This is a genomic window from bacterium, from assembly GCA_037147175.1.
Lineage (GTDB): Bacteria > Cyanobacteriota > Vampirovibrionia > Gastranaerophilales > UBA9971 > UBA9971.
Genome location: JBAWVS010000005.1, coordinates 64,179 through 76,734 on the forward strand (window position 1 = coordinate 64,179; position 12,556 = coordinate 76,734).

The following is a 12,556-nucleotide window of genomic DNA, read 5'->3' on the forward strand; positions in this document are numbered from 1 at the left end:
AGCTATATAAATTAAAATGACAAAAAAAATTCTTGAAATAAAAGATATAGGATTTGTTCATTTTTACAAAATCAAAAATGCCAAAAATTTAAGAATTATCCTTAAACCAAACAGACCACCAAGAATTACAGTTCCGGCAAGAGTGCCATTTCAAACTGCGGAAGATTTTTTACACTCAAAAATACTCTGGCTTAAAGAAAATTTTGAAAAAATAAAGCAGCTGGAAAACAAAAACACTGTTTTTGATGAAAATAGCGAGTTTAAAACCAGAGAGCATACTTTAAATATAAAAAGGCATGCTTTAGATTCCTTCAAATACAAAATAAAAGACGGTCTTCTGGAATTTTATTGTCCTGTCGGTTGTGATATAAAAACTTCGCCCGTTCAAAAATTAATAGCACTTGCTATAATAGAAACTTTACGGCTTGAGGCTAAAAATTATCTCCCTGAAAAAGTCAAAGAACTTTCTCAAAAATATAATTTGAGCTATAAAAAAGTTTTTATTAAAAATTTGAAATCCCGATGGGGAAGCTGCTCTTCTAAAAATAACATTAACCTGAATCTTCATCTTATGCGGTTGCCCGAAAAACTTATTGATTATGTTATTTTGCATGAATTGGCGCATACAAAAGAAAAAAATCATGGCAAAAACTTCTGGAGTTTATTAAGTTCTTTTGTTCCGGAAGCAAAGGAACTTAATAAAGAACTTAAAAATCATTCTATAAATCTATAGGATTTAAAGGCTCCTTTGACAAGGCTGTTTTGATTTTAACAGGACAGTTTCTAAAAATCTTGTCTATTCTTATTTAAATGATAAAATAAATTTTAATTGCCAATTATCCTGTGCCATTTAATTCCGGTAATAATGAAAATATGCAAATTCCTGATAATTCTAACTCTTCCTTTGCGAAAACCGTGAATGATTATACAGATCTTATAAAAACTGTAGCACGTATTGAATATTCAAGATTGTCTTTGTCTGCACATATTATAGATTGCTCTGAATTAATAAATATAGGCGCAACCGCCGTATATATTATTTTGTCTTCTCAGCCTGCAGTTAAACATACGGATGCTTATTTGTCTACGGCAATTAAATGGGCAATAAGAAACGAATTTAGAAAACGTTATAAATGGTATTCTTGCAAATATTTATCAAAAGATTTTGATGACGAAGATGAAGAAAATGAAGAAGTAAACGAAAATAATATCAGAGAAACAATATACGAAACAATTTTTTCTATAGAAGAACTTGCAGAAGCGAGTAATCCTGTTCAAATAGAAGACTCTGAGCTTACTCCCGACCAGAGAATAGAATTTTTGGAAATGAGCAAAGCTATTAAAGAAGCAATGAAAGCCCTACCTCCAAGAGAAAAACTGGTACTTGAAATGAGGTTTTATAAAAATAAAAAGGTTAAAGATATTGCAATAGAATTAAATGTAACATCATCAAGAATTACAAGAATTATTCAAACGGGACTTGACCGAATAAAACTTAAACTTAAAAATGATGAACTTATATAAAATTTATTAATGAAAAGATTGAAGAAATAAACTATGCAGTCTATAAAATTTTTTAGAAAAAAAACAAAAAGTTTCTTAAAATCCATAGATACAATCACAACAAAACTTTTAATGCTGGTTCTCTTTGTAATCACAATACCTCTTATGGTTATAGGAAATTTTTCAACCGATATAATTAATCAAAACAATAAAGAGAATTCGGATAATCAGGTAGCATTAAATAAAATGATTTTTGAGCAACAATATCAGGATGAAAATAACAGGCTTAAGTTTTTAGCTCAAAACAGCATTGAAAGAATTATTAATGAAAAGTCTTCAAAAAAAGAAATATTAGAAGAACTGCAAAAAAATTATGATCTGAGTTTTTGTGTAATCCTATCAAAAAACAACAATTTTTTGGCAAAAGCAGGAGAAATAAACAAAAAAGATATTATATCTTCTGTTAATAAAGTTGTTGATATTGCTTTTACGGGAGAAACGGTTTTATCCTCAGAAAGTATAAATAATAATATTTATAAAATAGTTGCAACACCTATCTTTAGCGGAGTTAATAAGATCTCGTCCGTTTTAATGCTGGGACAATCTGTTAATAAAATTTCTATTCTTCAGGATATGAGAAGTTTTACCGATGCAACAGTTGCTTTTTACAAATTAAAAGACGATAAGGCTTTAATTCTTAATTCAAACAACATTGTTTTTAAACCTTCTTCGGAATTATTACAGGGAGATTATTTTAACGGTATTCATCTTCAAAATCCGCTTGAAATCAATACAATTATTCCTATATTAAATTATTTCAATGAAGAAATCGGTAATATTTATCTCGGAATTCCGTCAAGCGAACTTATAACTTCAGGTAACAGAAACATAAAATCAATAGGGATTATTGCCGTAATAAGCCTTTTGGTGGCGATGTCAATTGCCGGCTGGTTTGCGAGGACAATTACAAATCCCATACTTACACTTGTTGATGCAGCAGAATCAATTGCTCTTGGAGATCTTGAACATGAAGTTATAATCAAAGGTAATGATGAAATGGCTCAGCTCTCTAAAACCTTTAATCAGATGTCTTCAAATCTTAAAAAACAGGAACACTTGAGAGATAATTTTGTTGCGACTCTCACTCATGACCTAAAAGTCCCGATGCTTGCCGAAAATCAAACCGTTACATATATGTTAAAAGGAGCTTACGGCGAAATTACACAGGAGCAGAAAGAAGTCCTCGAACTTATAAAAAGCACCAATAATTCTTCTCTTGAAATGATAGGAACTTTGCTTGAAGTTTACAGGTATGACAGCGGAAATGTAAAATTGTTTGAGTCAGAATTTGATATGATAGAGCTTTTGAAAGATTCAATAAATCAAATAAAATCTCTGGCTGATGATAAAAAAATTCAAATAAATATAAACAGCCGTCAGGAAACAATTTTAATAAAAGCGGATAAACGCGAAATTAAAAGAGTACTTCACAATCTAATAAGTAATGCCATTAATAATGGTATTAACAGGGGTTTTATTAACTGTAATATCGATTTTATAAAAGAAAAAACCGTATTCGCACCCAAAATAGAAACAGAATCATATACTACACTTACAAGAACACTAACTTTGTCTAACAGCATTATTTTAAGCATAGAAGATAATGGAATAGGTATTGCCCGAGAGGATATGCCTTTATTATTTCAGAGGTTTTCTTTGAGCAAAGGCAGAAAACCGGCAGGAGCAGGCTTGGGCTTATACTATTCTTATCAGGTAATTATTCAGCATAACGGGAATATATGGGCAGAAAGCTCTGAAAAAGGAGGAAGTGTTTTTAAACTCACTTTGCCAATTCAAACAGCTTAACAACAAGAATGGTCATTTTTAGGGATTTAATCCGAAAATATCTCTAATAAATTAAGGAATAAAAAATGAATGAAAAAAAACGTATAAAAGTTTTGATAGTTGATGACTCAAAACTCACTATAGTCGGGTTAAAAACAACTCTTAGGCAATTTGATGATATTGAAATTGTCGGAGAAGCAAACGATGGTCAAATTGCGATTGAAGTAACCCAAAAACTTAATCCTGATGTGATTTTAATGGATATAGGAATGCCATTAATGGATGGTATTAGAGCAACAAAAGAAATAAAAAAAATAAATCCGGGTACAAAAATAATTATGTTCACCTCTCATGAATCTGAACAAGATGTTCTGGAGGCATTTTCAGCAGGTGCAAATTCATATTGCATGAAAGATGCTGCTCCTGAAACTCTTATAACAGTTATAAAAAGTACCCATGAAGGATCTTCATGGCTTGATCGCGGAATTGCAAAAATAGTCCTTGCCAAACTTGCAGATAAAGCCGGTAAATTCTTAAAAAATGACACTATTTCAAATTTAACGGAAAGAGAACTTGAAGTTCTCAATCTCATTGCAAAAGGATGCAGCAATCAGGAAATATCCGACAATCTTTTTATAAGCTTAAACACTGTAAAAACTCATATTAAAAATATCTTCCAGAAACTTGAAGTTGAAGACCGCACGCAAGCTGCAATGAAAGCTGTTAAAAGAGAATTGATTTAAGAATAAAAATCAAAAATGGCAGCAACCAAAGTATTGTGTTTTTTGATTAATTTCTGATTTTCAGAAGTATGTTTCGAAATATTAAAAATGTAAAGACAATAATTAAATTCTTAATAATCAGATATATCAATAAAAAAAGCCTTTTTCTGATTTTCGGAATAATGTTTTTTATTTTCGGATACTTAATTTTTTAAAAAAACATGTGTATTATGAAGAAGTGGACAGTTAAGAATAACTTATGAGTGTTGGAGATGATATTTAATTTATTAAAAAAAACTTCAAAAATTCATGCCGGTATTGAAATTACACCGGAAGGTTTTACTCTTGTGTCTCTTTCTCTGGAAAAAAATAATTATGTTTTAGAAAAATTTTTCTGTAAAAAATTCAATGAAGAAATTCTTAAAAACGGAATAATTATCAAGCCCGAGATTTTTGCAGAAAGTCTGAAAAAAATACTTGAGGAAAACCATTTTGATATAAAAACAGTTAATGTCTGTATTTCAAGCAGTAATATGTTCATAAAAACTATCACTCTTCCCAATTTGCCGATGGAAGAATTAAAAATAATCGCACCGCAAGAAGCTTCAAAGCATATTCCTCTTACAATTAACGAAATAAATGTTGATTTTCAAATTATTGAACAGACCTTAAAAGAAAATAAAATTGATGTGATTCTTTGCTCACTTTCAAAAACAATTGCAAAAAATATTGTTGATTGTCTTGCAAAAGCCGATCTTGAAGTAGCAGCAATAGATGTTTCTTCTTTTGCAATGATAAGAACGCTTGCAAACGCAGAAATGATAAACAACCCTGATTTAACTTATATATCAGTATTAATAGGCTATGAAAGTACTGATATAAACATTATAAAAAACGGTATGCCTGTTTTTTCACACAATACAATGATAGGCAAAAAAAATATAATTGAAGCTCTGACAAAAAGCTTTGAAATAAATAAGGAAGAAATCGAAAAAAGGCTCCCTGCTTTTGGTTTAATTCTTCCAGGAATGGAAACAAGCGATAATCTTGAGTTAAATAAATCTTCAAATGCAACAAGGGCGATTTACAGCAATATTGCCTCTGAAATCCAGAAAGCAGTTGAATTTTATGCTCCCGCCTCGCAAGAAGGGCTGCCAAAAAACAAAATAGAGAAAATAATCCTTGGAGGAAGCGGAGTTTGTATTAAAAATATTGATAAATACATAACAAACAAATTAAAAATTCAAACAGAATTGTGTGATTCTCTTAATAATATTTCTCATAATCTTGAAATTTCAGAAAATTTAATTTCTTCGACAAATATTCCTGCCCTTTGTCCAAGTATCGGTTTAGCGCTTTATCCTTCTTAGTTTTTTTATTCGAAATAACAAAAAAATTAGCAACTCGAGTCACTTACCTTAAATAAAAGGAATTTGAACGTTGAAAACCATCAAAATAAATCTGATAGGCGACTCAGGAAAAACTTCAAAACAAAATATTAAAGAATCAAAAAAAAGAAATTCTTTTGATACAAGAAACCAGCTTCTTGCCTATATTATGATTATTAGCGTACTTGTAGTATTTGCAGCCAGTATGGGAGGGTGGCTTCTTGTTAAACAAATGACATCAGCCCTTGATAGAAAGCTTATAAAACTAAATGAAAATTTAAACACATTACAAGAACAGGAAACCCTGCTTTCAGCTTTCAGAAAAAATTTAAAAAAAGAAAAAGAAATAACGGAATTTAAAATTGTTATCAAGAAACAGTTAAACAACTCATTTTTCCCCTGGAGTGCTGTTCTAAGAGAAATAGCCGATAAGATTCCAAAAGATATAATTGTTCTCAAAATTGAAAAAGAAGGAACATTAAGACAGTCAAGACAACAGGATGCTCCTCTTAAATTGGAGATCTCCGGCATAATTCCCGCTAATAAAAAACTACAGCCCCTAACTGCAATTTCATTATTTATATTTAACCTGAATGAAAGCCAAAACTCATTGCTGTCAAACGCTAAAATTTCAAAACTTGAGTTTAATGACAAAACAAGAACTTATGAATTTCAGATAAAAACTTCTATAAATAATAGCGCTGCCATTACGAAAAAATGAAAAGGCAAAAGTCATGAAAAATTCAAAAAAAACCATACTTATAACCTTAATACCTGCGGCGTTGACTCTGTATTTTATAACACAGATATTATTTCCTGCGATCGGAAATTATAACGATCTGAGAAATAAATTTATTGAAACAAAAAATCTTTGCAAAGAAACTCAGGCAAGCATTGAACAGCTAAATAACAACAAAAAACTGCTTAAAGAAACGGAAGAACTTAATAATCAGGTCGCAGACTTTGATGTACAAGTGCCTTCTGAATTTGAAGATGAATTTTTTCTTGTAGATTTAGGCAAATTTTCTATTAATACATCAACAATAATAATATCTCTTGATTCTAAACAGGAAAAAGAGTTTGAAATAACAAATCCCAATGAGAATAAAGATAAAATTTCTAAAAAAAGAAGCGGAAAAAGAAGACAAAAAAAAGAAGAACGACCTGTCTATCCTTTAACAATTTATGAAAAACCTTTTGAAATAAAAACTCTGGGCAACTATAACAGGATAATAAATTTTGTAAGCTGTCTTGAAAATTATCAAAGAAAATTTATTATAAACGGGGTTTCGGCACAAATTTCCAAAAATGATGAAACAAATCCAAATCCCAAAATCGAACTTACCATAGAAGGCTCAACCTTTAAATCAGAAAAAAATTTAGCGAATCCTGAATGAGTTTAAATTTTTGAAAACGAAATAAGGACACTTCTACTATGAAACAGGAAAAAGAAGTTCAAGAAATCGAATTAAAAGAAGAAAAAGTCAAAAAAATATTTATAATCCTGATAGCGATGCTGCTTTTCGGGGGGACATGCTATTACTATAACGGAATAAATAACTTTTCCGGAACAAAACTTGCAATAACAGGGCAGCAAGGAGTTGCTTTAAATAAAGAAAAAAGAAATGTACAAATTAAACTTAATAAAATACAAAAAGCTGAAACAAAATCAGAAGTTTCAGAGAGTGAAATAACACCAAAAATAAAATTCAAACCCACGGACAAATCAGCCCTTTTAAGCCTTGCGGGAAAATCCTCAGGAAAACATGATCCTTTTTCTTACAGTGAAAGCAAGTTTCTACCTTCTTCAACTGTTCAAGGAGAAAATCCTGCTTTTGCAGGCAAGCTTCCCCCCGTTCCAACAGCAGGCAATATAGGAACTCTTCCTTCTTTACAAGGCTTTAATCCTCTTTCTCCTTCCGGATTAGCCAGTCCTCCTGCTCCAAAACCGGAAGATTTAATCATAGTAAAAGGTTTTATCGGAGATAAGGTTATAGCCGAAATAGACGGAGTTGTCGAAGCTTTAAACGCAAATGATAAAATCAGCAATGTTAAAGTATTAGCCGTAAATCCGTCATTGCTTACCGCAAAATTTGAAATAAACGGAAAACCCGTCACAAAAACCATTAAAAGTCTTACTGATGAAGATAACGGGAATATCCAACTTGTTAAAAATTTTCATGATTAAACATAAAAGAGGTATCTTATGAAGCTGCTCAATGCCACAAAAAATCTGTTTCCCTGCTTTACTGCATTATTACTGGCTCTATTATTGATTAATACGCCTGCTTTTTCGGAGAATATTAAATCCTTAAACGAAATTAATGATAACACTATTAACGGACTTGCTCGAAAAGACATGACTACTGATACAGTAAAGCTTTCCCTGTTTAATAAAGATAATGGTTTAATAAATCTTGAATCAGATATTAGATTTTTTTCTGAAAATTTAACAATTGATATGACTCTTAAAGATGTTGATGTGGCTTCTATTTTAAGAATTATTGCCGGGGAAGGACATAAAAATATAGTTATAGACCAGAGCGTGATGGGAAATATCAGCGCAGAACTTAAAAAAATCTCACTTAATCAAGCTATGCAGGTAATTTTAACAAGTCAGGAACTGGAAGCAAGACTTTCAAATAACACTATTTTTGTCGCTTCAAGACCTGTAATGGCAAAAAAAGGCTTAAACAGAAGATTTATAAAAACTTTCAAACTCAACAATTCAAACCCTGTTGAGATAGCTCAAATTCTGGAAGCAAGCATCTTTAATAAAGGATATAAAGTCTCGGAAAAAACGGGCGGTACTGCCATGGCAGAAATTGCTTCAGGTGCAGGACAAACAGCTTCTTCTGAGCAGCAAGCACAAACAGGGTCTTCAACAGGACAAAGCAGCCTTGCAGATTCTAAAATAATTAAAGGAAAAGTTGAAGAAATTATTCCCGGAGCAAATTTTGGGGATGCAGGCAAACTTGCAAGCACAATACAGATTCAGCAGCCAAAAGTTTCAACACAGCCTATTCAAATAAACAACAATGACGGCGGAGCTATTGTTATTCCTGATACAAGAACAAACTCTATTCTGGTTGCAGGTCTAAAAGAAGATATTTTGATGGCTGAAGAAGCTATAAAAACACTGGACAAAGCCTTAAGACAGGTTTCAATAGAAGTTTCACTTATAGAACTAAAAAAAGATGATACAAGCAATATTGGAGTTCTTTATAACACAGAAGGCGGAAGCCTTAGCGGCGGATTTAACAGCGTTACGGGCGAATTTCCCGGTTATGGTTTCTCTTCTCTGGCGAACCAGTCAGGTGTTACCTTAAATACACTTAGTTCTCTAAATAATAATTTTGCAGCAAAATTAAATACTCTTATTACGAATAAAAAAGCAAAACTCCTCGCAAACCCTCAAATTCTTGCACTTGACGGCAGTGAATCATTGATTAAAATTACTGATCAGGTAGTAAGTAAAGTTACAACTACTATTACACAGACATCTACAACTTATAATACTGAAATAGCCGATGTCGGCATAGTTTTAAATATTTTGCCTAAAATAGGAGATGATGACTACATAACAATGAAAATTAGACCTTCAATAACAGATCCGTTGCCTGAAATAACTGTTGGTGATTTTCTGAACGGTGGAGCAGCAGTAAAAATAACACCTGTATCTACAAGAGAAGTAATTCTTCAGAATGTAAGGGTAAAATCAGGAGAAACTCTTGCAATTGCAGGTCTTACAAAAGAAAACAACTCTGAAATAATCGGAAAAATACCATTATTAGGCGACTTACTCGGTGTAGGCAAGTTGTTCCAAAACAAAGAATATATTCATAATAAAACCGAACTTATAATATTAATCACGCCAAAAATAGTGGATGAACCAATCGCAACAGCTATTTAACTCGAGTCGCCAATTAGCTAAAATTGTTGCAAATATTGATTTTTGAGAATGTCATCCTGAGCAAAGCGAAGGATCTGTCCAATTTATGATTTTAGCTAAAAATGCTTACTGGACAGATTCTTCGGGTTAAAACCCTCAGAATGACAATTTGTAAAAATAAATTAATTGGCGACAGTGATTATTTAAGTATTAAACTTTTGAATCGGTTTTTGTTTTTTCAGCTTCTTCTTTTTTATTTAAAGCTGCAAAATAATACTCAAAAGAAGCTCCGCCTAGAGTTCTGACGCCATACATAAGTTTGTTCGTCTGCGCAAAATCACCTACGGTTCTTAAAGGAACTCCTCCCAGCAGTAGGGCTTTTGTTCCTCCTTTTTCTTTTCTTCCGATGGCAAGCATGCCGATTGCATCGAGAAATAAACCTGAACCTATCATCAGGTTTGCAGCTTTTTCTACTATTTTGTTTTTCTTCCCGAAAATCATTAGAGGAATTCCGCCTGCATATAAGAGAATACTGGTAATTTTTCTGTTGTCAGAAGTTGGACTTAAAGACATAAAATCAGGAACTTCTTTTCGTTGCCTCAAAACATATTCTTTTGTCTGAACACATGCATTTTTAACAGATTCTGGCAAAGAAAGATGATCTTTTAAGCTGAATTTAACTATTTGGGAGATTTTTTTCGACAAACTGTCTTTACTTCCTTTTATATCATATTCGAGTGTTTTGCCGCTTGTTTTGAGTGCCTCATCATTTTTTATTTTATTTGCAAGTCCGATATAATTAAAAGCATATCCAAGCAGTAAAAAGCCTTTTAGTCTGGATGAACCTTCATATTTTTCCATCATCATAAACGGGGTTGCGGCCGCCCATAAGATGCTTCCTAAAAGCATGCTGGGTTGTTTAACGGAAAAACTTGCGCCCACTATAGATGGAATGCTTACAAGATAACTAAACCCGAGTGAAATCCATCCAAGCTTGTTGGCATTTTTGCCTTTTATATGTATATTTTGTCCGTTTTCAAGTAATTTTTTTGCAAATGTTTTATATTTACCTTTTTCAGTCAGCCATTTCCCTAATCGTTCTATACTGCTTTCACCAAATTCGCCTATTATTTTCTCTATTTCTTCTTTTTTCTTTTTTTCAGAAAGATTTTCAGATAATTTTTTAATTTTTGATTCTGTTAAATTATTTGTTTTTCTTTCCATAAGTGCTGCAGGAATCATTAATAAGCCTGCTGCCAACTGCGCTACAGTTGAAACAACACCTGATATATATCCCCAATTTGTTTTTTTATCTTTCTTTTGAAAGTTATCAGCAGCATTATTTTCTTTTATTTCAGGCACAACAAAGCCTTCTCTATTTTGCTTTTTTCTATCGGCATTATTTGCTAGAGAATTCTGGTATGAAGCTTTATAATTTGCTGATATTAAAGGTTGTGTCATTAAATATTTATTTTCAAAAATTACAACTTACATCTTTTTAAAACATGTAAATAAAAAAAATTGCTACTTAACTGTCTAGTATTTTACAGAAATTAACAAAAAAAGCGGCTAAACCGCTTCTTTTGTCATGTTGTATGTAATTCCTGCTTTTTGCATTCTTTGGAGCGCTTCTTTTAATTTGTCTTCTTCAACGGTGAGAGCTATTCTGAAGAATCCTTCGCCCTTATCGCCGTAGCCTGTTCCCGGAGGAACAACAAGATGAGCTTTTTCAAGCATAATTTCAACAAATTCAACAGAAGTCATGCCCTGAGGAACAGGCAGCCACATATAAAAAGTTGCTTTAAGATCTTCTATTTGCCATCCGAGTTCTCTTAATCCGTTAACCATAATGTCACGGCGTCTTTTGTAGATTTCGTTGAGTTTGTTAATTTCTGACTGTGGTGTTTCAAGAGCAACAATTCCGGCATTTTGAATAGCTTTGAAGGCACCGCTGTCTATATTGTTTTTTATTACAGAAAGTGATTTCATAAGTTTTGCCCCGCCTGCAACCCAACCGATTCTCCAGCCTGTCATATTATATGTTTTGCTGTGCGAGAAAAATTCAAGACAATAATCTTTTGCCCCTTCAAGTTCAAAGAAACTCGGAGCAACATATCCGTCATAAGTCATTTCACAGTAAGCCTGATCATGACAAATTAAAATATTATATTTTTTGGCAAATTCAAGAACCTTTTTAAAATATTCAAGATTTGCAACAGCACCTGTAGGATTGTTCGGGTAGTTTAAAAATATTAATTTTGCTTTTTTTGCAATTTCTTCAGGAATTTTGTCTAAATCGGGAAGATAATTATTTTCAGGGTTTATCGGCATGAAATAAGGAGTTCCTCCTGCAAGATAAGTGGCATTTCTGTAAACAGGATATGCAGGATCAGGAACAAGCGTATAATCTCCCGGATCAATAAATGCTAAAAACACATGAGCAATGCCTTCTTTTGAGCCGATAAGGGCAAGAATTTCTGTTTCAGCATCCAAATTTGCATTATATCTTTTTTTCATCCAGTCAGCGCAAGCTTTTCTGAAGTCTTTTGTTCCCTGATAAGGCGGATAATTATGAGTCGAAGCATCGTCAATAGATTCATGCATTGCTTTAACAATGTGAGGGAAAGTGGGAGTATCAGGATCGCCAATCCCGAGACTTATAATATCGTATCCTTTTGCTTTTGCTTCATCAATTTTTTTGTCAATTTCCGCAAAAATATATGGAGGAATTCTGTCTAATCTTTCTGACGGGTTCATATTCAATCCTCATTCTCTTATAAGCTTTTATCTTATCAATAAATTAGCACAAAAAAATATTCATGTCTTTTTAGAGGTATTTTTGTTTTATGAATTTTCAAAAATTGAGTATTAAGAAATGTAAAATACGGTTTTTGTTTAGTGGAGGGTCTTTTGATGAAAACACAAATTTTTTCCGCACTCTCGATGTCACTTTTTTTCTTGAGGGTTTTTAAGTAAATAGCAAGCTATAAATAAAATATTCACAAAGAAAGGAAAAATTAAAATGACAGTAAATTTTAGAACTTCAGTTCCAACTTACAATTATCAAAGAGCAAATCAGCAAAAACAAAAACCGGCTTTTGGCATGGTAGCAATCCCCAAAAAAGAACTTGGAATAAATGGAACAGTATTTTTAAATAATATTGTAGAAATGGGAAAAATAGTTTTAGAAAAGGAGGTGATTCTAG

General features: G+C 32.1%; 12 protein-coding genes. 10 read left to right on the forward strand and 2 right to left on the reverse strand.

Annotated elements, in window-relative coordinates; genetic code table 11:
* Positions 1-16: 16 nt before the first annotated feature.
* From WCG23_02380 to WCG23_02420, 9 genes are all read left to right on the forward strand, one after another.
* The gene (locus WCG23_02380; GenBank protein MEI8388712.1) at positions 17-733 is read left to right on the forward strand and encodes a SprT family zinc-dependent metalloprotease; all 717 of its coding nucleotides are present in this window, start codon (positions 17-19) and stop codon (positions 731-733) included.
* A 140-nt stretch (positions 734-873) separates the two neighbouring features.
* Positions 874-1,524: a sigma-70 family RNA polymerase sigma factor gene (locus WCG23_02385; protein ID MEI8388713.1), complete on the forward strand. Its 651-nt coding sequence runs from the start codon at positions 874-876 to the stop codon at positions 1,522-1,524.
* A 33-nt stretch (positions 1,525-1,557) separates the two neighbouring features.
* Complete coding sequence (locus tag WCG23_02390) at positions 1,558-3,369, forward strand: HAMP domain-containing sensor histidine kinase (protein MEI8388714.1); 1,812 nt, start codon at positions 1,558-1,560, stop codon at positions 3,367-3,369.
* Positions 3,370-3,434: 65 nt separating this feature from the next.
* On the forward strand, positions 3,435-4,091 hold the full coding sequence (locus WCG23_02395) for a response regulator transcription factor (protein ID MEI8388715.1): 657 nt from the start codon (positions 3,435-3,437) through the stop codon (positions 4,089-4,091).
* 251 nt (positions 4,092-4,342) lie between these two features.
* A complete protein-coding gene (gene pilM, locus WCG23_02400; protein MEI8388716.1) occupies positions 4,343-5,440 on the forward strand; it encodes a type IV pilus assembly protein PilM in 1,098 nt (365 codons plus the stop codon).
* A gap of 70 nt (positions 5,441-5,510) precedes the next feature.
* A complete protein-coding gene (locus WCG23_02405; GenBank protein ID MEI8388717.1) occupies positions 5,511-6,179 on the forward strand; it encodes a hypothetical protein in 669 nt (222 codons plus the stop codon).
* A gap of 13 nt (positions 6,180-6,192) precedes the next feature.
* Positions 6,193-6,855 carry a hypothetical protein gene (locus WCG23_02410; GenBank protein MEI8388718.1) on the forward strand — a complete coding sequence of 221 codons (663 nt, stop codon included), beginning with the start codon at positions 6,193-6,195 and terminating at the stop codon, positions 6,853-6,855.
* A 38-nt stretch (positions 6,856-6,893) separates the two neighbouring features.
* Positions 6,894-7,646, forward strand: coding sequence for a hypothetical protein (locus WCG23_02415; protein MEI8388719.1), 753 nt, complete (start codon positions 6,894-6,896; stop codon positions 7,644-7,646).
* 18 nt (positions 7,647-7,664) lie between these two features.
* Positions 7,665-9,371: a secretin N-terminal domain-containing protein gene (locus WCG23_02420; GenBank protein MEI8388720.1), complete on the forward strand. Its 1,707-nt coding sequence runs from the start codon at positions 7,665-7,667 to the stop codon at positions 9,369-9,371.
* Positions 9,372-9,560: 189 nt separating this feature from the next.
* Here the strand turns inward: WCG23_02420 and WCG23_02425 are convergent, their stop codons facing one another.
* Together WCG23_02425 and WCG23_02430 are read right to left on the reverse strand one after the other, a co-directional pair.
* On the reverse strand, positions 9,561-10,811 hold the full coding sequence (locus tag WCG23_02425; protein ID MEI8388721.1) for a hypothetical protein: 1,251 nt from the start codon (positions 10,809-10,811) through the stop codon (positions 9,561-9,563).
* A 108-nt stretch (positions 10,812-10,919) separates the two neighbouring features.
* Positions 10,920-12,107 (reverse strand): LL-diaminopimelate aminotransferase, encoded by a 1,188-nt coding sequence (locus tag WCG23_02430; protein ID MEI8388722.1) that lies wholly within the window; start codon positions 12,105-12,107, stop codon positions 10,920-10,922.
* A gap of 265 nt (positions 12,108-12,372) precedes the next feature.
* On the opposite strand from WCG23_02430, the gene WCG23_02435 reads away from it, so the two are divergent.
* Positions 12,373-12,556: hypothetical protein (locus WCG23_02435; protein MEI8388723.1), on the forward strand; the 184-nt coding region annotated here is incomplete at its 3' end.

Excerpts from the sequence above, each read along its gene's own strand:
- WCG23_02380 (MEI8388712.1), top strand. The coding sequence starts at position 17 with ATGACAAAAAAAATTCTTGAAATAAAAGATATAGGATTTGTTCATTTT.
- WCG23_02385 (MEI8388713.1), top strand. The coding sequence starts at position 874 with ATGCAAATTCCTGATAATTCTAACTCTTCCTTTGCGAAAACCGTGAAT.
- WCG23_02390 (MEI8388714.1), top strand. The coding sequence starts at position 1,558 with ATGCAGTCTATAAAATTTTTTAGAAAAAAAACAAAAAGTTTCTTAAAA.
- WCG23_02395 (MEI8388715.1), top strand. The coding sequence starts at position 3,435 with ATGAATGAAAAAAAACGTATAAAAGTTTTGATAGTTGATGACTCAAAA.
- pilM (MEI8388716.1), top strand. The coding sequence starts at position 4,343 with ATGATATTTAATTTATTAAAAAAAACTTCAAAAATTCATGCCGGTATT.
- WCG23_02410 (MEI8388718.1), top strand. The coding sequence starts at position 6,193 with ATGAAAAATTCAAAAAAAACCATACTTATAACCTTAATACCTGCGGCG.
- WCG23_02415 (MEI8388719.1), top strand. The coding sequence starts at position 6,894 with ATGAAACAGGAAAAAGAAGTTCAAGAAATCGAATTAAAAGAAGAAAAA.
- WCG23_02420 (MEI8388720.1), top strand. The coding sequence starts at position 7,665 with ATGAAGCTGCTCAATGCCACAAAAAATCTGTTTCCCTGCTTTACTGCA.
- WCG23_02425 (MEI8388721.1), bottom strand. The coding sequence starts at position 10,811 with ATGACACAACCTTTAATATCAGCAAATTATAAAGCTTCATACCAGAAT.
- WCG23_02430 (MEI8388722.1), bottom strand. The coding sequence starts at position 12,107 with ATGAACCCGTCAGAAAGATTAGACAGAATTCCTCCATATATTTTTGCG.